The sequence below is a fragment of the Clostridium sp. CM042 genome, assembly GCF_055080995.1.
On sequence record NZ_CM143646.1, the window covers coordinates 2,315,965 to 2,341,891 of the forward strand.

The following is a 25,927-nucleotide window of genomic DNA, read 5'->3' on the forward strand; positions in this document are numbered from 1 at the left end:
TAAATCTATCCTTATTAAAATTCAATAGGTTGATGTTACTCTAATAAGGCACATTCAAATGCAAAAGCATGAAGTCTAACTTACTAGCACTTCATGCTTTCTAAAATCAAATTAACTTACTGTACTTCCAGTAGGTAATTCACCCGGCACCGATATTGCAAATAGCTTGCTATCATCTTGCGACGCTGCTGCAATTATCATCCCCTGTGATAATTCACCCCTTAAAGTAACAGGCTTTAAATTAGCTACTAACACTACATACTTCCCAATTAGGTCTTCTGGCTTATAGTGCTGAGCTATTCCTGAAATTACTTGTCTTACTTCTCCACCTAAATCTACTTTTAACTTAAGAAGCTTTTTAGCTTTTTTCATTGGTTCGCATTCTAAGACTTTAACCACTCTCATATCTATTTTGTCAAAATCTTCTATAGTTATTTGTTCTTTTATTGGCTCCATAGTAGGCTTTTGCGCTACTTTTCTTTGCTCTTCTACAAGTTTGTTAAGCTCTTCTATTTTAGCTTCTACATCTATTCTTGGGAACATTATATCGCTTTTATTAACTTTTGTTCCCGCACTTGTTCCATCGAAGGATGCTAAGCTGTCCCAAGTAGTTATTTCTGCATTTATTTGATTATTTATTTTCTTACTTGTAGTTGGTAAAAATGCTGATATTAATACTGATGTTATTCTTAATGATTCTACTAAATTGTACAATACCGTACCCAATCTTCCTTTTTTTGTTTCATCTTTTCCAAGTATCCATGGGGTTGTTTCATCTATATATTTGTTCGTTCTTCTAATAAGTGTCCAAACATGATCCAATGCTTCAGAAATTTTAAGATCTTCAATAGCTTTTTCTACCTTATCTGGAACTGCAAGTGCTAGTTCTATTAATTCATTATCAACATCGGCTATATCAATAGGCGCTGGAATAACGCCGTCAAAATATTTTTCTACCATTGTTACTGTTCTTGATAATAAGTTTCCTAAATCATTAGCTAAGTCTGAATTTGTTTTCCTTATGAATATTTCGCTAGTAAATATTCCATCAGAACCAAATGGTATTTCATGAAGTAAATAATATCTTACTGCATCCACTCCAAAGTGATTAACTAGTGTTATTGGGTCGACTACATTTCCTCTGGATTTGGCCATTCTTACACCACCGTCAACAAGAAGCCATCCATGACCAAACACTTGTTTTGGAAGCGGTAGATCTAATGCCATGAGCATTATTGGCCAATAAATTGTATGGAATCTTAATATATCTTTACCTATTAAGTGTACATCCGCTGGCCAGAATTTCTCATAAAGAGATGTATCTTCGCCATTATATCCAAGGGCCGTTATATAGTTTGATAAAGCATCTACCCATACATATATAACGTGGCCTGGATCAAATTCTACCGGTATTCCCCAGTCAAAGGTTGTTCTTGAAACACATAAATCTTGAAGACCTGGTCTTAAGAAGTTATTTAACATTTCATTTTTTCTTGATTCTGGTTGAATAAATCCTGGATGGGTCTCTATATATTCTATAAGTCTGTCAGCATATTTTGACATTTTGAAAAAATACGCTTCCTCCTTTGCTTTCTCGACTGGTCTCCCACAATCAGGGCATTTCCCATCTACTGCCTGAGTTTCTGTCCAGAAAGATTCACAGGGAGTACAGTACCATCCTTCATATGCACTTTTATATATGTCACCTTGATCATATAGCTGCTTAAATAATTTTTGAACGGACTTTTTATGATACTCATCTGTAGTCCTTATAAACTTATCATAGCTTATATCCATAAGCTCCCACAATTCTTGTATGCCCGCTACTACTTTATCTACATACTGTTTTGGAGTAACCCCTTTTTCCGCGGCTATTCTTTGAATCTTTTGACCATGCTCATCTGTTCCTGTTAAGAACATTACATCATAGCCTGTAAGTCTCTTAAATCTAGCAATTGCATCCGCCGCAACAGTTGTATAGGTATTACCGATGTGCAGTTTTGCTGATGGATAATAAATTGGTGTAGTAATGTAAAAAGTTTTTTTTGTCATAATTTTCTCCTACCTCTCATATTAAATTATTTATAGTTTTCAGTTTTTAATCACATACAGATAATACAAGTATATTAACTAGATTATAATAATCTCCAAAGATTATAATTTCCCGGAAAATAAAAAAATCTCTAAACAGAAAAAAATTCTGTTTAGAGACGTATTTAACGTTTTACCACTCTAATTTATCTTTACATCACTATAAAGACCTCCATGGGTGACCATCATCACCAGTCAATATAACGGTTGCTCCCGTATTATCCTAACAATTAAATTTAAAAGTCTATTTTCAAAATAAGCTTTTAAATTTTTTACTCAGATAATATGCTTAAAGGCCATATTCATAAACTGCTTTGCTACTGATTTTCACCATTCTCAGCTCTCTTTTAACAATTAGGCTTATTACTCTTCTCATCATTGCATTTGTTTAATAACAATCATATTGCAAATAAATCACTATGTCAATATTTTTGACCTAAATTTCTAAAATTATACTTAAATAATCTTATTTTATAACCTATGACTCAATTTTCCCTAACATCCCTACCCCTTTTATTACTTCAAACTAGTACTAGAAAAAGAACTTAGCCATGTTAACCGCCATTATAATTGCTGTAATATCTGCTAATATAGCTGCCACTAGTGTGTGCCTAATTTTTTTTATATTTACAGCTCCAAAATATACTGTCAAGGTATAAAAAATGGTTTCTGTTGAGCCCATTATTATGGATGCCACGCGTCCTATGTAACTATCTGCTCCGTATTGTTTTATAATATCAGTAAATACTCCTAAAGCTCCACTTCCTGAAAGTGGTTTTATTAAAACTAAAGGAACAACTTCAGGTGGGAGTCCAATAAACACAACAACTGGTTTTACTAAATAAATAAAAAAATCTAAAGCCCCGGAAGCCCTAAATACATTAACAGCTATAATCATAGCCAAAAGATACGGAAAAATTTTCAGGCAAATAGTTATTCCATCCTTTGCTCCCTCAACAAAACACTCATATACCTTCACCTTCTTAATAACTCCATATATTACCACGAGAGTAATGATAATTGGAATTATTCCCTTTAAAATATACGATACTAAATTACCTATAATCACCCTATTTCACCTACCCCGTTTAAATTTAAATATTAAAAATACCTTTGTAGAATTTTACAATAAACTACACCTAAGACTGCAGCAGTACCCGTTGCAATTATTGCGGGTATTATAATAATTGCTGGATTTTGAGAATTATAAGCAGCTCTAATAGATATCACCGTTGTAGGTAGAAGCTGAATGCATGCAGCATTTAAAACTAAAAATAAAGCCATGTCATTACTAGCTATATCTTTTTCATTATTAATTTTCTGCATCTCTTCCATAGCTTTTATGCCAAAGGGCGTGGCTGCATTAGAAAGCCCCATCATATTGGCTGTTAAATTCATGGTAATACTAGACATCGCCTTCTGGTTTTCTCCAGCTTCTTTAAATATAATTTTTAATATTGGCCTAAGCAGCCTTGCCAATTTATCAGTTAATCCACTTTTTTCAGCAATTTTCATTATCCCACACCAAAGACACATCATTCCAACGAGTTCCATTACTAATTCCACAGCACTAGTTGTTGATGAAACAATAACCTTTGATAAAATCTCTCCTTTTCCTGTAGCAATACCAATAATTGCTCCTAACGATAAAATTAAGAACCAAATGATATTTATCATATATTTTCCTCCTAAACTTTAAATTAAATTATCATTGTTTAATTAATATATATGTAGTTATTTCTATAAAATTGCATATAATAATATTTATTCATCCCACGCACTATAAAAAAAACACTTTTTGTGTTATTATTTTCTTGTTCAATATACACTAAGCATAAAAAAGGGAGTTAATCTATGATCAATATGACTTTGTTAAATTCTAGCGTATTTGCGCTATTTTATTATTTTATTATCTATTCCTTTATGGGATGGTGTCTTGAAACAGTATATGCTACAGTTAAGAAAAAAGAATTCATTAACCGCGGCTTCCTCCATGGTCCCTTTTGTCCTATTTATGGCTTTGGTACTTTGGCAATAATTGTTTTGCTAAAACCTATTGAAACTAATTATATTTTTCTTTTTTTAGGTTCAGTATTCTTAACCTCTGCTCTAGAGTATATGACAGGTTATATTTTAGAAACTGCATTTAATAGTACTTGGTGGGATTACAGCGATGAACCATACAATCTTAAAGGTAGAATTTGCTTATCCTTTTCTATAATATGGGGCTTTGTTTCCATATTTATTTTGAAGGTAATTCATCCCTATATTATTTATATAGTAAATTTAATACCACCTACCCCAGGCATAATACTTTTTTATATTCTATTCCTATGTTTATTCATTGATTTTATAATTACGGCGAATACAATATTTAAATTAAGGTCCCTGTTAACCCAATTAAATACAGTATATTCAGAGTTAATTGATAAACTTCCAGATTTTAATTTAAACTTAGGGAATACTAAGGATATGTCTGAATTAAAAATTAAATTGGACCAGTTAATAGAAAGTGCCGAAATTAAGATGAGTAAGAAAAAATCTGACGTTGAGACTATTATAAAAGAATTGAAAGTAAAATATGATTCTTTGGTTTTCAAAAAATCCCCCGATTATTCAAGACTTATAAAAGCCTTTCCTGACGTAAAATTCAAAGGTTTCGATTCTATTTTGAAAGATGTTAAAAATAAAATTCTTAAGAATAAGAAAAGTTAATTTTTTCGATTTTACATAAAATAAAATTCGTTCTTAACTTGAAATTAGTAATTACTAATGCTAGGGTTTAAGTATATTTAACAAAATAACATAAGTTAAAGGAGATTAAAAAATGAAAGAAGATAATCTAAAACTAGCACAAAAGGGCATTGATGATGCACTCGACACTATAGACGTGTTAGAAAAAACTATAAAAGAAACTCCTCTTCCGAAAAATGTATTAAAAGAGAGTTTTTATATTCTCTCTAAAAAAGTTGATGAAATTGAAGATATATTAAAAAATGAAGGAATACTGTAGTTTGCCATCTGTAACTATATAAGGCACATTCAAATAATGATTTAACTAAAAATAAAACTTAAAAGAGGCACATAAGTTAATACTTATGTGCCTCTTTTAAATGATCACTTTTGGTGCTGTAATATTAACAATTTTATTAGTTTTTAATAGTTAACTTCTTCTAAAAACAAGCCTTTAGCTGGTGCAATATGTCCAGCATATTTTCTTTCTTTTTTATCTAAAATATCACTAATTTCATTTACAGATTTTTCACCCAAACCCACTTCAACAAGTGTTCCAACTATTAATCTTACCATATTTTTCATAAATCCATTTCCTTGAATACTAATTTCTATATTTCCATCATCATTTACAATATTTATTGTATAAATATTTCTTATAGTAGACTTTTTCTTTGTTTTAAGTGTTGTAAAACTTTGAAAATCATGTTCTCCTATTAAAATTTCTGATGCTTTTCTCATGTTTTCAATATTTAGAGGTTGTGGCACATGATAATCATATTTTCTAGTAAATACATTATGTGCTTTGTTATTACAAATATTATATACATATTTTTTAACTTTAGCATTATATCTAGCATGAAAATTGAGGTCCACTTCTTCGACTGTCTTCACTACAATGTCTTCTGGTAAATATTCATAGCAATAACTACGCATTTTATGATCAGGCATTGTACATTCTGTTCTAAAATTTGCTACTTGGTTTGTTGCATGTACTCCTGCATCTGTTCTTCCAGACCCAATAATTTCAATGTTTTCTTCTGCCATCTTACTTAAAACGGCTTCTACTTTGTGCTGAATCGTATTATCGCTATCTCCAAGTCTTTGCCATCCTTTATACCTAGTACCATCATATTCTATTACAATTTTTATATTTCTCATATTTATTATTTATCCTACTTTCTATTTTAGAATTTAATCTAATATTTTAACTATATTTTTTAATACTTAACTATATTTTTAATACAATGCTTATATTATATACATATATCGCAATTAATAAAACACACCATATAAAATAATTTTTAATTTTGACAATGCCGAATTTAATTTTACTATAGGATACCTTATTTCTGTTTTTAAAATAACCCTTCGCCTTAACATGCTCCACTTAGATAGCTTCCAAGTTATTTTTAAATCATTTTCATTTTTCCTTATAGCTTTTCTTTCTCTTTCACTACCATCATAAAATATTACAAAATCAAATTCTGCATTTTTACTATCAAATTCTTCATCAAATTTTTTAACAATATTATTAGGTGAAAGTAATAACCTGCCAGCTTTTGCTTCTAAGTTAAATGTAATCCCTTTCTTATTCCTTGAACATAAATACGACTTATAAATTAATTCACTACAAAACAAAGCATTATCTGTCATAATGTCAAAATTATAATCATATGCCTTTCCTAAAGATTCAAACGCTGTAAACAAGGCTTTTAATTTATCTTCTTTAGGTAATTTAGGACGTAATGCGGAAAAATAGTCGACTTTTGCAATAGCGTCTAGAGAATTTATTACCACACCAGGGGCAATAACTTCTATAATATATTCTCCATTCTCTTCATTGCATAAACAATCATACACTTTAGGATAAATTACTTTTACATACTCTGAAACACACAAACAATCCCCTAATGGGATGTCGTTAAAATACTTGTCCAATTTTTCTAAACAACCTATATAGATCCCAGTATGAGTCCAAAATCCTGGTAATCCCATGTTGGTTAGTTGGTAATTGTTTCTCTTTAAAAGTATATCCCCTGGTAACAATTCTTCTTTTATAATATTAATATCTTCATTACTAATATATTTCTCTTTTCTATTAGAGTAATCAACTCCAGTAATACTTATAGCAACCCATTTTTGAAATGGGAACCAAAAATCAAAAATATTTTTTCCAAAAAATTTAATCATATTATTTTTAACGATATTTCTATGATTTTTAACAAGTTTTATAACATTCAAATAATTATAACTTGCGTAATCTAATAATTCTTTTTCGCTTTCATCTCTTTCATATCCATAAACTTCATAGTGATTTACCATAAAATCAAAGTAATGCTTATTCCTAAACAAAGATATCATATAATAAATTTCTGTAATTTCTTGTGTAATATAATAATATTGTTTTTTATTAATATTGTATTCGGGCCTAGCCTCATTTAGCATTGACTCCAAATACTTATTTTTTTCTATAATATTAGCTAGCAATACAGCATTTTTACGTATCGCTATGGTAGAAGCATAAATTAATAATAAATTTTTATATTTAGTATGTGAATCTTCTGTATATTTTAATATAAGTTCATTTTTATACTTTTCCCTAATTCCATCTAATTCATTATAACATCCTACATAACTAACCCACTTATCTAATATACTTTGTTTGTTAGTTAAAGACATATTTTGAATATTAGAACCAAACAGATTTTCGCTACTTTGAATCTCATTCATCACAAGATCTAATTCTTTTATAAGCTCTAAGGATTTGTTTATTTCCTCATTAACTGTTCTATGAACTAACCCCATATCTTTATCCCCGATTCCATTTTCATTTTTAAAGTAGCATTCTAGTATAAACCTTCATGCACAAATAAAAAACAATACATATTATTAATATAATCATAAATTCAATTCAAAACATACTTCTTCACATAAATTGATTTCAGCAATTTAATTTTATTATACCATAAAACTTACTATTCCTTTAATAATATAAATTATAAAATTGAAATTTTTTAATAAAAAAAATAGATATTCTATTTTTGCATATTTTTAATGTTTTTTTATACGCTTTTATATGTATACTATCATTATAAGATAAAACGAATTTTTGGAGGCACATATGTTTACAAGTGAACTATTATTACATTTTTTAAATTTATTATTTATTATCAATATCCTCTTCGCCTTAGCAGTTGTATTTCTTGAACGCAAAAATCCTGCAAACACCTGGACTTGGCTTATGGTATTACTATTTTTACCTAGCATAGGGTTTATCCTATACCTATTTCTTGGTCAAAATTTGAAAAGAAAAAAAATATTTTCTCTAAGAAAAGAAGAAAAAGAGAATCTTACCTCGATTATTGATAAACAAAAAGATTTCTTAAATAATGAATATTTAATTAAAACCAATCCTTTTTTAAGTAAGTATTCTGACATTATGACACTTAATCTTTGCAGTGATAACTCCTTTTACACTAATAATAACAATGTAACCATATTTACTGATGGTAAATCAAAATTTGATCAACTTAAAGAAACCCTTAAAAATGCAAAAATATATATTCATATGGAGTATTATATATTTCAAAATGATAATTTAGGAAAAACTATTCTTGCAATTCTATCCCAAAAAGCTAAAGAAGGGGTGGAGGTAAAATTACTCTATGATGGCATGGGATGCCTTAAAGTGCCTAAGTGCTTTTTCGCTCCACTAATTGAGGCTGGTGGGAAAGTTGTTTGTTTCTTCCCACCCTTTGTTCCTTATATAAATCTAAGAGTAAATTTTAGAAATCATCGTAAAATATGTACTATCGATGGACAATATGGCTTTATAGGTGGTTTTAATATTGGTGATGAATATTTAGGACTTTCTAAAAAATTTGGTTTTTGGAGAGATACCCATTTATTCATACAGGGCGATGCAATAGATGCATTGGAATTGCACTTCCTAATGGATTGGAGATTTGCCGCCAATGAAAATTCAATTTTTGATAACAAGTATTTCCCTCACAGATCCCACCTTGGAAATACAGGTCTTCAAATAGTTTCAAGCGGTCCTGATTCCACTTGGATGTCTATTAGAAATGGCTATTTAAAAATGATTAGCAAAGCTGAAACCAATATTTTTATAGAAACTCCTTATTTTATTCCAGATGACAGTATATTAGAAGCTTTAAAAATAGCATCTTTATCCGGAGTCGATGTTCGTATAATGATACCGAGTAAACCAGATCATCCTTTTGTGTATTGGGCTTCTACATCTTATATGGGAGAGCTACTAGAATCAGGAGTAAAATGTTATACCTACACTAAGGGTTTTCTTCATAGTAAATTTCTTTCTATTGATAAGTCTATAAGCTCCGTAGGTACCGCTAATTTAGATATTAGAAGCTTCACTTTGAACTTCGAAATTAATGCTTTTATATATGATAAAGAAATAACTTCCGACTTAGAACGTTTTTTTATGGATGATTTAAAATTTTGTGATGAACTAACTCTTGAAAAATATACTAATAGAAGTTTTATTGTTAAATTTAAGGAATCTATTTCAAGATTACTTTCTCCTATATTATAATAAAAAATATCACAAACTTTTTTAATGTTTGTGATATTTTTTATTATAATATGCCTAATTTATTTTGCCCCTGAAATAGGTATATTAAATGAAAAATCGGTTCCCTTATCTATTTCACTTTCTACCCATAGCTCCCCACCATACTCTTCAATAATATACTTACATATAGATAATCCAAGTCCAGTACCTATAGGTTTATTTGTAAGAGCATCTCCAACTTGGCTAAATTTTTCAAATATATATTTTTTATCTTCATCCCTAATACCTACCCCTGTATCACTAATGCTTACTATTATATTTACGTGTACTCTTCTAGCTGTACATACTATACATCCTTCTTCTGTAAATTTTATAGCATTAGAAATAAGATTAATCATTCCCTGCATTAATTTATCTTTATCCGCCATAATTCTCGTAAGAGGTTCTCTTATGTTTTTTATAACTTGAAGCGATTTATTTCTAATAATTGGATTAGTTAATGTTATTACTTGAGTTATAATTTCTTTTATATCAACTTCTGCCATATTAAGGTTAATTTTTCCTGCTTCCATCCTTGATATATCTAGTAAATCATTTATGAGACATGATAATCTTTCACCTTCTGATAAAATTATATTTATATTTCTCCTTATTTTAACTACGGCACTTTGATTTTTTTCACATTCAAGATCTAGCTTGCAAACTATAGACCCTTCAAATTTTCGCTTCACCATTTCTGCAAAACCAATAATTGAAGTTAATGGCGTTCGAAGCTCATGGGAAACTGTAGACAAAAAATCCGTTTTCATCTTATCTATATCTTTTAATTTTTGAAAAAGCGTAGCATTTTCTATAGCTATGGCTACTTGACTAACAAACGAAAAAGCATTAGCCCTCTTAATTTTATTGTATGCTTACCTTTTATGATTTAGCATTATCACTAATCCATATTTCTTATCTTTATGAATTATTGGAATTATTAATAAGCTTCTCATGTGATATAATAATAATTGGAACTTAGTGCTATCCTTTGTATATTCTAATTTCCTTAAATCCTGAATATAATATGGCTTATCAGCCTCTATAATTTTTTCAATTAGTTCAATACATTTATTCTCCTGTAAATAGTTACTTAGGTTTATCTCCTCGCCATAACCATGACAGGCCATAAGTTCTAATCCATTATCATTTTTAAATATACATACAGCAGTGTCATAATCTAAAATTCATATAAATTTTTTAGTGTTTTATCGAAAATATCATGGATATCTGTTGTAGATTTAAATATATTAATAGTAGCATTAATAATTATTCCACCTTATGTCAAGGTATATTATCATATAAAAGGGGTGCCACTATGCAAAAATCCGGTAAAATAATTAATATTGAAAAAAATAAGGTCTATATCATAACGAAAAATAATGAATTTGTAACTCTTGAAAAGCATACGGCTAATCCTAAAATAGGCGAACTATATGTAGGTAAAGAATTTCGAAGCATTTCTGTTTGGAAGTACTTATTGGCAATCGCTTGCATCCTATTACTTTTATTCTCAATAAGAAAATTATATTTGGATAATAGATATAATTTTTCTGTTATAGTCGACATGAATTGTTCTCTAAAAATGGAGGTAAACGGTTCAAATAAAATCACAAACGTAGAAGGCATTAACTCTAAAGGCTATAACATAAAACGACATGTAGATTTAGAAAATAAATCCTTGGATGAAGCCTTGCATTTAATTTTAGATGAATCTCTTAAACAAAAATATCTAACTAAAGCACATGCAGATGATGGTTTTAAAATTTCTATATTTGTTTCTGAAAATAAAAATAGAACTCCAATTAACTTAACTGAGTTTAATAGATATGCTGGTACACATAATTTCAAGGTATCACTAAATAATAATGGTCAAGCTGTAATTGACTAATGGTATCCCGCTTAATATACCCTTAGAACTAATTGTATAATGATTTAAAGCTCCGCAGGAGATTATTTAACCATATAATATGAGTTGTTCACCTTAATCTTATTTTATAATTACAAAGGACGGTGCAAAATGAAAATCATACCTAATGAAAAAGAGAAGAACATTATTCAGCCCTATGAAAATAGTGCTTTAAAAATTAGATTAAATAAATTTATAAGCGAAACAGGTTTTTGCTCTAGACGTGAAGCGGATAAACTGATTGGTAAAGGCAATGTCACCTTAAATGGCAAAATCCCTGAAATGGGCACTCAAGTATCTGCAGCTGATTACATTGAAATAAATGGCAAACCATTAAAACATAAGGTGGAATTGATCTACTTAGCTTTCAATAAACCTGTTGGAATAACGTGCACTACAGAACATAAAGTTAATGGAAATATCATAGATTTTATAAATTTTAAAAAAAGAATTTTCCCCATTGGTCGTCTTGATAAACCTTCTCAAGGTCTTATATTTCTAACTAACGATGGAGACATTGTGAATAAAATTTTACGTTCAGGCAATAACCACGAAAAAGAGTATATTGTTACTGTAGATAAACCTATATCCCCTAATTTCATAAAGAGTATGGCAAATGGTATTCCTATATTAAATACTATAACTAAAAAATGTTTTGTAAAAAAAGAAAGCAAATATGTCTTTAAGATAATTTTAACAGAAGGCCTTAACCGTCAAATACGAAGAATGTGTGAGAATCTAGGCTATGCTGTTGTGAAACTCGAAAGGCTTAGAATTATGAATGTTTCTATAGATAACTTGCCCCTTGGGAAATGGAGATATCTAACGCAAAAAGAACTAGCCGGTATTAATAAGTTAATTTCTGATTCAATTAAAACTGAAAATGCTTAAACCATCAGTTTCTATGCTTAAATTTAGTTAAAAAGCACACAAATTCGTGTGCTTTTTGTCTTATATAAAAGTTATCAACATTATTCACACAGAAATTGTGGATAACTTGTTAATCTTAGTTAATAATAACTATCTTATTTAACTTCTGCTTTTTTTTGTAAACATCTCTTTAAAATCATTAGTAATTATTCCTTTATTCACCTCAACTTCAAATAATATTTTAGTCTCTTTCTATGAAAAGAATCCACAATTTTTCGTACTGATTCAAACATAATTTCTTCTATGGTCCTCCCTACAGTCTCCATCTTTTTAATTTTTTACTCCCTTGTAGCTAATACATTTTCAATTGCATTTTGTTGCTTACTCAAGCTACTAAACAATTCGTTATAGCTATCAGTAAAATACTTGATAAAATTTTCTTAATCTTTTAAAATTCTTTCTAAGTAACTATATTTCGTTTTTCTATAAATATGGCGTTATATTCCACTCTATTATTTTTATAACTTTGTTAATGATTTGAAATATTTTACTGTTTTTTATTTAGACTCACAGATTGTACACATTAAGATTTACTAATCCACAAATGCACTAAAACTATGTATATTTTTGTAAATTTTTATAAACTATTTAAGGATTATACATATTATCCACAGCTTTTTTGTGGATAATATGTGGAGTTGATGTTACTGAATACTTGCTAGTGTTAATTATAGACATTTCAAGAATAATTTTTGTAAATACTTGTATTTCGAATAAAATATTTCAAAATTTTATTATTAAGTTATGCACACTATCCACAGTTTTGTGGATAACATGTTGATAACTTATCGGCTATTTTCTCACTATCTACCTATTACTATAAGTCCGTGAGTACCTCACTGCACATTTTAATATGTTACCCTAATAAAATTTCTTGATTACCTTCTTATGGAATGCTATATTATATAAAGAAAAGCATATATTCCTACTGCTACATTTCCATATATTTAAAATATCTATAAATTAAATTGAAAAGAGGTAATTCGCTTGAGAATTGGAATGGGCTATGATGTTCATAAATTAGTTAAGGGTAGAAATTTAATACTTGGTGGAGTAACCATACCGCACGAAGCTGGATTACTAGGGCATTCAGATGCAGACGTTCTTGTTCACGCTATCATAGACGCTCTTCTAGGCGCTGCGGCTCTTGGTGACATTGGAACTCATTTCCCCGATACTGATATTAAATATAAAGGCATGTCTAGCATTGTCCTACTTAAATATGTAGGTAGTTTAATAAAAGATAAGAATTATATAATAGAAAATATTGACGCTACGATAATTGCACAGAAACCTAAAATGGCACCACATATACCCCCTATGGTAAAAAATATTGCAACTGCTCTACAATTGCCTATAGATAAAGTTAATATTAAAGCTACTACAGAGGAATGCCTTGGTTTTACTGGTCGCCTAGAGGGAATCTCTTCTAATGCCATTTGTCTTTTAAAGTAAAACTTTATAGTTTTCTATAAAATATATAAACTAAGGCCACTTTCTATAAAAGAAATGGCCTTAAATCATCTCCCGCGGAGCTGAAGTAGCTTCGCAGAAGATAAATTGACGACTTCAGAAGGAGATTTATACTCCCACTGAAGTTTTCTGCTTGTTAGGGTCTGTAACTCCCACTTATAGAACTGGGAGATTTCCTTCTGAACTGCCGTTAAAATTCTAAAATCCTTGTTTCCAAATTTCATAATCTGCATGATCAATAAGCATAGCTGAAGAAAAATATGTACCTTGTCCATATTCAACACCTAGTTCCATTAGCTTTTCCTTTTCTTCCAAAGTTCGTATTCCCTCGGCTATAATTTTCATTCCTGTCTTGATACCCATTTTAACCATATGTTCTATCATCAATGCTTTTATTTCATCTTTATGCACATCTTTTACTATTTCCTGAGAAATCCTTACAAAATGTGGCTTCATCTTTATTAATTCTACCATATTAGAGTTACCTTCTCCAAAGTTGTCCATAGCCAATTTGAATTTTAATTCATCAGCAAAATTACGCCAAAATGCACTTCTTGGTATACGTTGTGTAATTTCTAAAACTAAGTTTGTCCCTTGCAATTTCTTTATAACTTTTTTTATAGTATGCCTAGTTGTATCCGATTGGAGCTTAAAAAATAATCCTTCTTCAATGAATGGTTCAAGTTTGTTTAGATAGTTATTTAATTTGTCACAAGCTAGCATAGTAAGGTTTTCTAAATCCCCGGTAAGTCTAGCTTTTTCAAACATTTCATCCGGAAAAAATTCTAATCTTGAATCCCTGACTAGTATTTCTAATGATTTAACCTTACCACTGTTTAAGCTTATAATAGGCTCAACTGTAAGCTCTATAGACTTATTTTTTATTATACCCGAAATGTGATATGCCTTTTCATCAATTTTATATATTGAATCATTATCTAGATACTCACTTATTGAAGCTTCATCTAAAAACCACTGAACACTAGTGCTCGATAATAAACTAGGATTATATAAATCTATAAGTTCATGCTTTAAAACTGCTCTTAAGTTATACATTGTATATATCATTGCTGCCATCCTTTTATTTGCATCCTTTGTTTTACGAATGAAATTCAATCCTGCAGAAACTCCAGCTAAATAAAAAGATGGCTCATATAGTTTATTTCTAGAATCCGAGAGCAAATAGTCTATACCATGTCTTAATTCTGGTATTATATCTCTCAATATACTAGCTCCCTCTCCATCTGGTATATCAACATACTTAACATTTCTTGTTAATTCCTCGCATAAACTAATCCAAAATTTTCTTTGTTTATTGTTATCGAATTTTAAATAGTCCATTAAAGAGTGTATTTCCAAATACCTTGTATCATAAAAAATATTACTATGAAGTTGGTAACTTCCAAAATCAATAATAGACGGTTTTTTTACTGAAACAATTATATTTCCTCCGTGCAAATCACCATGTATACATGAATCTAAATATTTTATTTTACGACCACACCACACCTTTTCATCTGCAAAAAATTTATATGGATTTGGAAAAAATTTATCAACTCCATCAATAACTAACCATTTTTTATCCTCATCAATCATTAATGTTTCAAAACCCTTTATAAATTTCTCATCCATAAATCTATAACCTAAGGAAGTTTTCATTATATCAATAGGAGATTTAATTTCAGAGGTATGAGGTTTATTCCAATTATATAAAAATTTAGCTACTTGTTCTGAAGTTTGCTTAACTAATGCTAATTCATTTTCCATTGAATATTTCAATGTTTTAATCCCCAGTACATTATCTCCGCCTAATTCATATAAAACTCCAAATCTCTTTAAATTATTTTCACATTGTATTTCCACTTCATCAATAATTTTAGGAATATATCCTTCAATTCCATTCTCTATTGCTTGTAAGAATGCTTTATTATGTAATCCACTTTCATTCATTTCTTGGATCTTTAAAACTCCTAGTTTACGCGATTCACTAAATTCCACAGTATATACCGCTGCAACAGATTGTCCATCATTTAATTCATTTATTATTTCTATAGGTTGATTTTCTTCTGCAAAATTTTCTAAAATCATTATTTTCTCTTTCTGGCTTAGCATATTTTACCCCCTGCACCAATTATTATTATATCTATACTATAGATAAACATACCTTTGTCCAGACTTATTACATTTCATACATTAATTTTATAAAATTATAAACCATTTCTAGGGAAGTTAACAGTGTATAAACTATTAATTTCCCTAGAAGTTTATGATTTACACTATTTATCGATTAATTCACCCTTATATTTATAGACAATATTTTCTATTTTACAAGTTAAATCATCTTCTGCGAAGCTGTAACATCTTCATAGAAGATGCACAGCTTCGAAGAAGATGCACAGCTTCAAAGAAGATGCATTAACGACTTTAGAAGGAGATTTAGACTCCCACTGAAGTTTTCTTTTTTTTGCTATGGTAGCTACCCCTACTTATAGAAGTTAATGTACTTTCCTTCTTAAATGCTGTTAAAATATACTTGTCATTATTTGATTATACTACAAATATATAATATTACTATAAACGCAGAAAATCACACAAACTTTATTAATTATAAAGCTTGTGTGATTAAATAAATATCGTTAAAACTATGTTCAAAAATTTAGTTAACTAAACAATTTCCTAGTGCAATAATACTTATCTTCTCTTTTCTCTAAATCAAACTCACTTATAGATGTAGTTCTATCATGTTGCTCTACATGAAGCACATAACCCTCTTCATTCTTATTTTCGAAAAAAACTTTCGTGTAACTCATAACTTCTACTTTGTCCCCACACAGATCATAAATTAATGTTGGTATCTTATTTAGCATATCCATCTACCCCTTTAATATTTATTAACTATAAGTTAATAAATATTATGGTGTACTACTATTTATGCTAAAAATGTTATTAATTTTGATTTACTTGCTGATACTATTTAAACCTACATTAATTTCCTAATGTTGCAACCATAACTGCTTTGATTGTATGCATTCTGTTTTCTGCTTCATCAAATACAATAGAATGGTTACTTTCAAATACTTCATCTGTAACTTCTAAACCTTCAAGACCATATTTTTCAAATATATCTTTACCAACAAGTGTCTTTAAATCATGGAAAGCTGGCAAACAGTGCATGAATTTAACGTTTTTATTACCGGTCTTATTAAGCATTTCCATATTAACTTGGTATGGTCTTAATAGTTCTATTCTTGATGCCCAAACTTCGTCTGCTTCGCCCATAGAAACCCATACGTCTGTGTAGATTACATCTGCATTTTTAACTCCTGCATCAACGCTGTCTGTAATAGTAATTTTTGCTCCTGTTTCTTTAGCAATTTCATTACATTTTGCAACTAATGATGTTTCTGGGAATAAGCTCTTTGGTGATACAATTCTAAAGTCCATACCCATTTTAGCAGCACCTATCATCAATGCATTTGCCATGTTGTTTCTTCCGTCTCCAGCATATACAAATGAAATGCTGCTTAATGGTTTGTCAAAGTGTTCTTTTATAGTTAGAAAATCTGCAAGAATTTGTGTTGGATGGTCTTCAGTTGTTAATCCGTTCCATACAGGCACTCCTGCATATTTTGCTAGTTCTTCAACTATTTCTTGGCCATATCCTCTATATTCTATCCCATCATACATTCTTCCAAGAACTCTAGCTGTATCTGCTACAGATTCCTTTTTACCAATTTGAGTTCCTGTAGGTCCAAGGTACGTTACATGGGCTCCTTGGTCTAGTGCGCCTACTTCAAACGCACATCTTGTTCTTGTAGAACTCTTTTCAAATATTAGCGCAATGTTTTTACCTTTTAAGTTCTGTTGTTCTGTACCTGCATACTTAGCTTTTTTTAAATCCATAGCTAAATCTAAAAAGTAGTTTATTTCCTTTGGAGTAAAGTCCATCAAAGTTAAAAAGTTTCTGTTTCTTAAGTTAAACATAATAATTTCCCCTCTCTTATTTTTACTTTCTTTATTGGTTAACTTTTAGTATATTCTAAAAGTTAACAAATAACCGTTATCCCCTGCTTAAAATAATTAATATCCACTTGTTTATTTTTTAATTTTCATAATCATCTACAATTTTTCGTATTAATTTTTTTATAGCACTAGCTTGTGATACCAATGTCATTACAACTAAAAACACTGTTATTCTTTCTTCGTCACTTTCTTTTAAATCTAAAGCATTAATTATACTTTGTAATTTTGATTTATCACAAAACTGATTTTTTACAAAATGATTAAGGCTTTCCTTTTGCATATCAGCGAAAATTTTATAGGCTTTTTCCCATGAAATAATATCATCTTCCCTATCATTAATTTCATTAAAAGCTAGCCTAAATACTTTTTTAATTTCCTCTGATGTAAGTATAGGTCTCATGTAACTAAGTAACACTAATTGGGCAAGATGTAACTTTGTATAGCCTCTTTTTTTACTATCTTCTGGTTTCGATATAACTCCGCCTTTTATATAATTCTGTACTATATTATTAGTGTAATTATCAGCATCAAATTTATCATTTAAGTAATCAATCACTTGAGATAAAAACAAATCGTACTGAGGTAACTCTTCATACAGAATTATGTTGTTTTCTGATATCGATTTTGATAATGAACTTATATTATCTAGAGTAAATTTAGCCTTATCCACCATTTGTCACCTTCCAAAAATTAATATACTTAATAAAATATATTTTCTAGTCTTTAGCATATAATTATATATATAGTTATATTATAAGGTATGTATAGCCTATTACAAGTTATTTTCTTTTTTTTATAATTTGCATTATTTCCGTAGAAGTTTGAAAATGACTAACCTTACATTCGCATATAAAAACATATTCATATGTCATAGTATATTTAAATAAAAATATTACTGTGTTAATGTTATTTTTTCTTTACTCTGTAAATTTTAATAATAAATAAAGGTTAATATAAATTATCGGTTTGAAAAAACCACTAATTTTTAACATTATTTATAATACGCAATATAGTCTATTCTTTTACATGATTCTCGTTGTACAATTTGATTTAATTCACAGTTAATATTGCAAACATCCAAATTCCAATCATTATAATTAAGTTATCCACTGTTTTTAACATTTAATCAACAGAAGCTGTGGATAATTTAGTTTACACTGAAAGCCTTATTTAAAAGCATTTACATATTAAAAGTAATTTTGACAAGTTTTTTATCCACATGATATATTATCACCTGTTCATAAACTGTTAATCCTTGTGTGGAGAAAAGAGTATCAAATTATTTTTCTACTTTCAATTTTTATCTTTTTCTGCTATTTAATTTCTATCTTATTTAAATAAATTATTATAGTTTGCAAGTGATTTTAGCTACATCTGAAATCACTTGCAAACTAGCTGTTTCTATATTATCTACTCTTCCAATAAAATAGCTTACCTAATCCACTCCTACTTTAGTCAGCCATGTTTATACCCTCGAACTTATTACCCCCCTCAGCAATACCACATATCTTTTCTATTCCTTCTTTTGCTATCAATATAGTATTTGCAGATACTTAATCTAGCATTATCAATATTGCAACTTTTTTGAATTCGTTTACATTGCTATTAGGTAATTAGCCACAGAAAATATCATCCATCTTGTGTTTTCTGTGGCCAATTTACGGTCTTATAAAAATCAAATTTTACAATTTTCTTGTGAATAAAAAACAGACTATTAAAATAGCCTGTTTTCATTCATAATTACTTAACTCTTCTTGCAGTAAGGTAATCTCCTCTTGTCAATGCTGATATTTTAATCACATCTCCCGTACGAGGTGCATGAATATATGAGTTATTACCTACATACATCCCCACATGATGTGGATCTGACGATGAACCAAAGAAAATTAAATCTCCCGGTTGCAAAGCTTCTCTAGGTACATATGATCCTTCATTTATCTGTGTATAAGTAGTTCGGCTTAATGATACTCCGAAATGATTATATATATGTTGCATAAAACCAGAACAATCAAAATATTGAGGACCAGCAGCACCCCAAACATATGGTGTTCCTAAATAATTACTTGCATAAGCAACTATCGCATTAGAGCTAAGTGACGCTGATCCTGATCCTCTAGATGGAGTAGTATTAGATTGAGTAGTATTAGATTGACTAGCCTTAGCCGCCGCATCATCTCTTATTTGTTGTATTTGCTTCATAGTAGCATCTACGGTAGCCTGTCCATCATTAATCTTGCCAAAATATAATTGTTTTTTCTTTTCAGCTTCCTTGATTAATGCATCTTGTTCTTGCTTTTTTTCTTTAAGCTTGCCTATCTTATTTTCATTATCAGTTTTCAACACTAATAACTTAGTTTTTTCAGTTTCAAGCACAACCTTTTTGTTTTCAATTTTACTCTTTTCAGCTGTTAATTCTCCAATAATTTTATTATCATATTCCACAATTTTTTTAATGTTGTCAACTCTTGAAATAAAATCTTCTACTCCTTCGGAATTCAATAAAACTTCCAAATAGCTATCCACACCATTCATATACATGCTTCGCATTCTCTTATTAAATAAGTCTTCTTCTTCTTTAATATTAGCCTCTGCAACCTGTATATTTTTTGTTGTTTTTTCTATTTGCTTCTCAGTTTCACCTATTTTAGCTTTTGTTTTGTCCACTTCTATACCCATTTTTCCTATGCCCGAATCCAATTTTTCAATTGAAACTTCTATATCCGCAACATTATCTTGTATTTTCTTGTACTCGTTTTTTTGCTCCTCAAGCTGACTCTTTTGATTACTAAGCTTATCAGATAATGGATCTGCCAATACCTGTATATTTATTGTAGCAGCCAGTCCAATTGTTACTATAAGCGATATTATTTTTTTACGCAACCCAATCCCCCCATATCAAAAAATATATATATGTATTTAATTTATTTCTTCTTAAATCGACATTTTTATTATAACACTACTTTGCACAAAACCTCAATGGAAACATTGGTTAAATTTCCAATGAATACTTGTATACTTCTGATTTAGGCATAATCCTATCCTTTGCGACTTTTTTCATTGCATCTTTTTTATTTATTCCTTCATCCATATATTTTTGTATATGTTCTTCTATAGTTAATGAATCCCATTTAGCTCTTTCATCTTTATCTATAGCATCCTTACTCTTACCTTCAATTACTAATACATATTCTCCTCTTGGGGAGTTCTGCTTATAATAAGCTATAGCTTCTTCCAAATTCAGCCTAATTATTTCTTCATACATTTTTGAAAGTTCTCTACACATTGATACTTTCCTATTCCCAACATTTTCATATAAAAATTCTAAAGTTTTTAAGAGTCTGTGAGGAGCTTCATAGAAAATTAAAGTTTCACTTCTATTTATTAAATCATCAATAATAGGTTTTCTCTCTTTATTTTCCCTAGGTAAAAATCCTCTAAATATGAATTTTGTAGTATCAAGACCTGAATATACAAGTGCAGTAGTAATTGCAGTAGCTCCAGGAAGCACTACGAATTCTATGTTCTGTTCTATACACTTTAAAACTATTACACTTCCCGGGTCTGATATTCCCGGCGATCCTGCGTCACTAATTATAGCTATATTTTTACCTTCTTTTATTTGCTCAATTATATTTTGACTTTTTCCTTGTTCATTATGTTGATGATAGCTTATAAGTGGTTTTTTTATATTAAAATGATTCAGTAATTTTAAGCTTTGCCTCGTATCTTCTGCCGCTATTATATCTACATTTTGTAACACTTCTAATGCTCTGAGCGTTATATCCTTTAAATTGCCTATAGGGGTTGGAACTAAGTATAATTTTCCTGACATTCTTATCACCCTTTACTTTAATATTTGCATTAATTGGCTCTACCTTTAAATTATTTAATATTCTATTGTATTTGAATTATACATATCAACAATTTCCTGAGTATACCCACCATCCTCAGTGTGAACATAAAGAGGGGGCTCCCATTTTAGAAAGGTTCCTCCATCTCTTTGTCCCTCGATGAGTACAATGTTAGGCGCCTTATTTACACTAGGATACACCATTCTTATACGTTTAGGCTCAATTCTATGTTTTCTCATAGCACATAAAATATCAACTAATCTATCAGGCCTATGTACCATATACATCCGCCCATTATCCTTCAGCAAAGCTCTACATGCAATAATTACATCTTCTAATGTGCAACAAATCTCATGTCTTGCTATAGCGTTCTTATCATCTAAACTTATTAATCCTGAATTTTGAAGTTTATAAGGTGGATTAACTGTAACAATTTCTACCTTGGGAATGCTTTTAATGAATTCTATATCCTTTAAGTCTCCATTTATAAATTTAATTTTATGTTCTAAATCATTATATCGTGCGGATCGATTCGCCATATCAACAAATTCTTTTTGAATTTCCACACCAATTAGATTACTTGCATATGTTTTACCTGCTAATATGAAAGGAATTATTCCTGTACCAGTACATAAATCAACAACTTTAGCATTTCTTCTTACTTTAGCAAAATTAGCAAGTAATACTGCATCCACCCCAAATCGGAAAGCATGTTTTTTTTGAATAACATGAATTCCCTTTAAATTAAGATCATCTAAAGTTTCATCATTTCCTAAAAACTCCATTATGTATCTCCTTTCTATGAAATCTATATTTACTTTATACATAACAACAAAAGAAGTATACCTCAATTTTTATTGCTAAATCAAGAGAATACCGATTATAAAATAATAAATATATTTTATTTTATTTATCACTAATCTAATTAATTATAAAACTACTATTAGTAAACATTGTTGAATATATATTAATTATATAATAATCGATTATAATGAGGTTAAAAATGCAATTAATATTATATCCTTTTAAAAATATAGTTTTCAATAAAAATTCTGTTTTATTAGATGCATCCTTCTTGCTCAGCTTAATATATGATGACGATATTAAGCATAGTGATTGTTTATCATGCTTAAAGCAACTTTCTGAAGGAAGTTGTGAGTTTTACACTACCAGTATCATCTCTGCAGAAGTTTTAAATAAAATACTTTATAAATTGTTCATTAGTGACATCCAATGTAAAATAAGCAATAATAGACCCTATAACTCAGCCGTCAATATTAGATCTATAGCAAGTAGCTTTAGCCGTCATGATACAAAAATATTAAAGGAAAAGAAAAAAGACAGACTTATTCATATTCCATATAAAAGGTATTTTGATAATATTTCTAAAAATTCTATGAAAAGAAATTTATTGAATATCTATTACAATAAGTCCGTAGAAATAATTTCAGAACTAGAAAAAATTATAAATATAAAATATCTTAACATTCCTGAAGAGTGTATATCTCTAGTTAAAAAATTTATGTGTGAAAACTTATTATCTGTAAATGATGCTTTCCACATAGCTACTGCGGAGTACAATAATATAGACTTTTTATTAACTTTGGATGGTGACTTTATTTTTGCTGAAAGTAGTAAAATGCAAATACTTAGGATTTAACAAACTAATATTTGTTTCAACTTTACCGTAGTTAATTCATTTTATTCGAAGCTGTGTAACTCCACAGGATATGATTTAATCCATCAACTACTTGCACTATAAAAAAGGAGTGTATTTTGAGATAATCAAAATTACACTTCTTTTTTATAGCTATTATTTTGGAATATTAATAATTGTGCCTTCTTTTATAGCATCCTCATTTGTAATTTTATTTGTTTCTTTTAACATTTCTATCGCTTTTTTCACATTATATGAAGTCATATTATTTTTGGCAATTGAAGTTAATGTATCTTTGCTTTTAACAGTGTAGTCACCAGTTTTAGATTTTTTAACTACAGCTGTTTTATCTGTTTTATCTGCTTTAGCTTTTTCAACTACATCAGTCGAAGCTTGAATTGCTTTTTCATAAGGAATTACTATCTTCTGACCCGCTGCAATTTTGTAAGATTCATTTATACCATTCCTTCTTTTAATAAATTCAACCATTTTGCTTTTGTCCTGACTAGGTGTATACGTTTTTACTATACTAAACACTGTGTCATTTTCTTTAACAGTATACATTCCAACGTTAGTTTTGTCATTTATATAAGCAGTATCCATTTCATTAGTGCTTTTCTCTTGAGTATTTTTATTTGTTAATGTCTCATTATTATCTATAGGTATTGATTTATCGCTTTGCACTATACTATCCTCTTGTAATTTTACATTAGCTACATTCTCTCTTCCTCCAATAAATTTTATAGAAAAAAACACTCCTAACATTACTACAGCAATCGTAGATATACCAATTATTCCTTTTTTCATACTCATATTTAAAACCCCTTTCATATTTATTATCAATGATTTACATTTAAATTATTGACTTAATTTAAAATTCTCATACCTCTAATACATTTTATTGTTATTTAAACTAACTTGATTTATGTTTTTGCAAAAGTTATCAGTATGCCTTAAATGTGACTCAACGACAAAAATAGGCTGTTAACCTTTGAATATAAGTTAACAGCCTCTATATACCGATATATTACTTTTTGTTATTTACTATTTTTTTCTATTTCCTTCTTAACTTCTTCACCTGTCATTCCAGTTGCATTAATAATTGAAGTTTTTGATATAGTATCCTCTATCCCCATAATATTTTGATTCTCACCCGTAACAATAACCGCATCATACTTATTTAAAAAATTACCTGCATTCTTTTTTCTATTATCAAATTCTTTGACTGTATATCCTTCGTCACTCAAGTAATCTTTAATTGGGTTTAATCCCTTTTGCACTGCTAATTTCTTCATATTTTAAGCCTCCCTTCAAAATTATTATCTCCAATTCTAAAATGTGTATTCATATGAAGTCATTTATACTTTACTTTTTAACGACATTTCAGAAGGAAAGTTTCCCACTTCTATAATTGGGATTATAAATCTCCTTCTTAAGTCGTTAATTCATCTTCTTCGAAGCTGTGCAGCACCGTAGGTGATGATTAAATATATCAAAAAACTAAGAAAAGAAACCAGATAAAATTCCTCTGGTTTCTTTATATAACCGTATACCCGGCTACCTCAATTGACTCAATTAAATTATCCAATGAAACAAAATAATCATCATATATTATTTCTATTTCCTTACTTACACTATTTATTTGGCAAGCAACTACTCCTTGATTATTTGATATTGCTACATTAATGTTACTGATATCCCTCGAAGTATTCATATTGTATACTTTTATAACTGACTTCATCTTTACCCCCCTAGTTATCCTTAAATAATTCTTTTACAACATATGAATCCTCCTCATTTTCATCTAATTCTAATTTAATATTCTCCACAATAACAGCATCTTCATATCTTCCAGAAATTAATGTTAAGTCTTCGATTTTAACCTCTACTATTTCTTCATCGCTACCATTAAGTTTTATCTTAATTTTCACAGTTTCTTTTACAACACTATTCCCGATAACTTCTGCTCTACCATAAGGTGTGTCTACTATAGATCCTACCGTAGGTAAAGTTTTTCTTATTCTTTCATATGTGTCCTGCTCATAGTTTAGACAGCACATAAGTCTACCACAAATACCTGAAATTTTTGTAGGATTTAATGATAAATTTTGCTCTTTAGCCATTTTTATAGACACTGGTGCAAATTCACCCAAAAAGGTTGAACAACACATAGGCCTACCACACGGTCCAAGCCCACCTATCATTTTTGCCTCATCCCTAACTCCTATTTGTCTAAGTTCTATTCTGGTTCTAAATACCGCCGCTAAGTCCTTTACTAATTCACGAAAATCCACTCTTCCATCTGCTGTAAAGTAAAATATAACTTTATTATTATCAAAAGTATACTCTACATCTATGAGTTTCATATCCAGTTCATGTTTATGTATCTTATCTAAGCATATCTCATAGGCTTCCTTTTCTTTTATTTTATTTTCTAAGTCTTTTTCTGCATCTCCATCTGTAGCCTTTCTAATGACACATTTAAGAGGAGATACTATATCATCTTCTCGTATTTCCTTTATGCCAATAACACATTCTCCGAATTCTATCCCTCTTACTGTTTCAACAATAACCTTATTTTCCTTTTGAATATCTATACCATTTGGACTAAAATAATATATTTTACCAGCTTTTTTAAATCGTACTCCTATTACTGTAACCAT

The 25,927-nt window shown here is 29.4% G+C and carries 25 protein-coding genes; 7 read left to right on the plus strand and 18 right to left on the minus strand.

Translation table 11 applies throughout. From position 1 onward, the window contains the following. Nucleotides 1–111: 111 nt before the first annotated feature. The 3 genes from metG to ACWJJ7_RS10955 form a co-directional block, all read right to left on the minus strand. Entirely contained in the window at nt 112–2,052 is a 1,941-nt protein-coding gene (gene metG, locus ACWJJ7_RS10945; RefSeq protein WP_462962167.1) for a methionine--tRNA ligase, read from the minus strand. Nucleotides 2,053–2,623: 571 nt separating this feature from the next. Continuing rightward, the gene (locus tag ACWJJ7_RS10950) at nt 2,624–3,154 is read right to left on the minus strand and encodes a spore maturation protein (protein ID WP_462964982.1); all 531 of its coding nucleotides are present in this window, start codon (nt 3,152–3,154) and stop codon (nt 2,624–2,626) included. Nucleotides 3,155–3,192: 38 nt separating this feature from the next. Continuing rightward, the gene (locus ACWJJ7_RS10955) at nt 3,193–3,768 is read right to left on the minus strand and encodes a nucleoside recognition domain-containing protein (RefSeq protein ID WP_462962168.1); all 576 of its coding nucleotides are present in this window, start codon (nt 3,766–3,768) and stop codon (nt 3,193–3,195) included. 177 nt (nt 3,769–3,945) lie between these two features. Here ACWJJ7_RS10955 and ACWJJ7_RS10960 point away from each other — a divergent pair, with 177 nt between their 5' ends. Both ACWJJ7_RS10960 and ACWJJ7_RS10965 read left to right on the plus strand, forming a co-directional pair. Further along, complete coding sequence (locus tag ACWJJ7_RS10960; protein ID WP_462962169.1) at nt 3,946–4,806, plus strand: putative ABC transporter permease; 861 nt, start codon at nt 3,946–3,948, stop codon at nt 4,804–4,806. Between the two features lie 112 nt (nt 4,807–4,918). Further along, nucleotides 4,919–5,104: a hypothetical protein gene (locus ACWJJ7_RS10965; protein WP_462962170.1), complete on the plus strand. Its 186-nt coding sequence runs from the start codon at nt 4,919–4,921 to the stop codon at nt 5,102–5,104. Between the two features lie 143 nt (nt 5,105–5,247). Here the strand turns inward: ACWJJ7_RS10965 and truA are convergent, their stop codons facing one another. Continuing rightward, complete coding sequence (gene truA / locus ACWJJ7_RS10970; RefSeq protein ID WP_462962171.1) at nt 5,248–5,985, minus strand: tRNA pseudouridine(38-40) synthase TruA; 738 nt, start codon at nt 5,983–5,985, stop codon at nt 5,248–5,250. Between the two features lie 114 nt (nt 5,986–6,099). After that, nucleotides 6,100–7,632, minus strand: coding sequence for a YiiX/YebB-like N1pC/P60 family cysteine hydrolase (locus ACWJJ7_RS10975; protein ID WP_462962172.1), 1,533 nt, complete (start codon nt 7,630–7,632; stop codon nt 6,100–6,102). Nucleotides 7,633–7,948: 316 nt separating this feature from the next. On the opposite strand from ACWJJ7_RS10975, the gene cls reads away from it, so the two are divergent. Then, nucleotides 7,949–9,403, plus strand: coding sequence for a cardiolipin synthase (cls, locus tag ACWJJ7_RS10980; protein ID WP_462962173.1), 1,455 nt, complete (start codon nt 7,949–7,951; stop codon nt 9,401–9,403). 59 nt (nt 9,404–9,462) lie between these two features. Here the strand turns inward: cls and ACWJJ7_RS10985 are convergent, their stop codons facing one another. Next, a complete protein-coding gene (locus ACWJJ7_RS10985) occupies nt 9,463–10,191 on the minus strand; it encodes a sensor histidine kinase (protein WP_462962174.1) in 729 nt (242 codons plus the stop codon). Between the two features lie 105 nt (nt 10,192–10,296). Further along, nucleotides 10,297–10,551 (minus strand): hypothetical protein, encoded by a 255-nt coding sequence (locus ACWJJ7_RS10990; protein WP_462962175.1) that lies wholly within the window; start codon nt 10,549–10,551, stop codon nt 10,297–10,299. Nucleotides 10,552–10,739: 188 nt separating this feature from the next. Here ACWJJ7_RS10990 and ACWJJ7_RS10995 point away from each other — a divergent pair, with 188 nt between their 5' ends. From ACWJJ7_RS10995 to ispF, 3 genes are all read left to right on the plus strand, one after another. Further along, nucleotides 10,740–11,312 carry an anti-sigma-I factor RsgI family protein gene (locus ACWJJ7_RS10995; RefSeq protein WP_462962176.1) on the plus strand — a complete coding sequence of 191 codons (573 nt, stop codon included), beginning with the start codon at nt 10,740–10,742 and terminating at the stop codon, nt 11,310–11,312. Between the two features lie 129 nt (nt 11,313–11,441). Beyond that, a complete protein-coding gene (gene rluF, locus ACWJJ7_RS11000) occupies nt 11,442–12,221 on the plus strand; it encodes a 23S rRNA pseudouridine(2604) synthase RluF (RefSeq protein WP_462962177.1) in 780 nt (259 codons plus the stop codon). Between the two features lie 1,026 nt (nt 12,222–13,247). Continuing rightward, entirely contained in the window at nt 13,248–13,715 is a 468-nt protein-coding gene (ispF, locus tag ACWJJ7_RS11005; RefSeq protein WP_462962178.1) for a 2-C-methyl-D-erythritol 2,4-cyclodiphosphate synthase, read from the plus strand. 216 nt (nt 13,716–13,931) lie between these two features. On the opposite strand, the gene ACWJJ7_RS11010 is transcribed toward ispF, so the two are convergent. The 7 genes from ACWJJ7_RS11010 to ACWJJ7_RS11040 form a co-directional block, all read right to left on the minus strand. Further along, nucleotides 13,932–15,845 carry an EAL domain-containing protein gene (locus tag ACWJJ7_RS11010; protein WP_462962179.1) on the minus strand — a complete coding sequence of 638 codons (1,914 nt, stop codon included), beginning with the start codon at nt 15,843–15,845 and terminating at the stop codon, nt 13,932–13,934. Nucleotides 15,846–16,393: 548 nt separating this feature from the next. Continuing rightward, the gene (locus ACWJJ7_RS11015) at nt 16,394–16,600 is read right to left on the minus strand and encodes a hypothetical protein (RefSeq protein WP_462962180.1); all 207 of its coding nucleotides are present in this window, start codon (nt 16,598–16,600) and stop codon (nt 16,394–16,396) included. Between the two features lie 118 nt (nt 16,601–16,718). Continuing rightward, nucleotides 16,719–17,717, minus strand: a complete 999-nt coding sequence (gene argF / locus ACWJJ7_RS11020; RefSeq protein WP_462962181.1) for an ornithine carbamoyltransferase — start codon at nt 17,715–17,717, stop codon at nt 16,719–16,721. Nucleotides 17,718–17,835: 118 nt separating this feature from the next. Beyond that, nucleotides 17,836–18,429: a DUF1836 domain-containing protein gene (locus ACWJJ7_RS11025; RefSeq protein ID WP_462962182.1), complete on the minus strand. Its 594-nt coding sequence runs from the start codon at nt 18,427–18,429 to the stop codon at nt 17,836–17,838. A 1,067-nt stretch (nt 18,430–19,496) separates the two neighbouring features. Next, nucleotides 19,497–20,636 carry a C40 family peptidase gene (locus ACWJJ7_RS11030; protein WP_462962183.1) on the minus strand — a complete coding sequence of 380 codons (1,140 nt, stop codon included), beginning with the start codon at nt 20,634–20,636 and terminating at the stop codon, nt 19,497–19,499. Between the two features lie 109 nt (nt 20,637–20,745). Next, on the minus strand, nt 20,746–21,588 hold the full coding sequence (rsmI, locus tag ACWJJ7_RS11035; protein WP_462962184.1) for a 16S rRNA (cytidine(1402)-2'-O)-methyltransferase: 843 nt from the start codon (nt 21,586–21,588) through the stop codon (nt 20,746–20,748). Between the two features lie 54 nt (nt 21,589–21,642). After that, entirely contained in the window at nt 21,643–22,392 is a 750-nt protein-coding gene (locus ACWJJ7_RS11040; RefSeq protein ID WP_462962185.1) for a tRNA1(Val) (adenine(37)-N6)-methyltransferase, read from the minus strand. A 218-nt stretch (nt 22,393–22,610) separates the two neighbouring features. Here ACWJJ7_RS11040 and ACWJJ7_RS11045 point away from each other — a divergent pair, with 218 nt between their 5' ends. Continuing rightward, a complete protein-coding gene (locus tag ACWJJ7_RS11045) occupies nt 22,611–23,267 on the plus strand; it encodes a PIN domain-containing protein (RefSeq protein ID WP_462962186.1) in 657 nt (218 codons plus the stop codon). 153 nt (nt 23,268–23,420) lie between these two features. Here the strand turns inward: ACWJJ7_RS11045 and ACWJJ7_RS11050 are convergent, their stop codons facing one another. From ACWJJ7_RS11050 to ACWJJ7_RS11065, 4 genes are all read right to left on the minus strand, one after another. Further along, nucleotides 23,421–24,077 carry a LysM peptidoglycan-binding domain-containing protein gene (locus ACWJJ7_RS11050; RefSeq protein WP_462962187.1) on the minus strand — a complete coding sequence of 219 codons (657 nt, stop codon included), beginning with the start codon at nt 24,075–24,077 and terminating at the stop codon, nt 23,421–23,423. Between the two features lie 224 nt (nt 24,078–24,301). After that, the gene (locus ACWJJ7_RS11055) at nt 24,302–24,559 is read right to left on the minus strand and encodes a YkuS family protein (protein ID WP_462962188.1); all 258 of its coding nucleotides are present in this window, start codon (nt 24,557–24,559) and stop codon (nt 24,302–24,304) included. A gap of 242 nt (nt 24,560–24,801) precedes the next feature. Then, the gene (locus tag ACWJJ7_RS11060) at nt 24,802–25,005 is read right to left on the minus strand and encodes a heavy-metal-associated domain-containing protein (protein ID WP_462962189.1); all 204 of its coding nucleotides are present in this window, start codon (nt 25,003–25,005) and stop codon (nt 24,802–24,804) included. Between the two features lie 10 nt (nt 25,006–25,015). Continuing rightward, nucleotides 25,016–25,927, minus strand: coding sequence for a PSP1 domain-containing protein (locus ACWJJ7_RS11065; protein ID WP_462962190.1), 912 nt, complete (start codon nt 25,925–25,927; stop codon nt 25,016–25,018).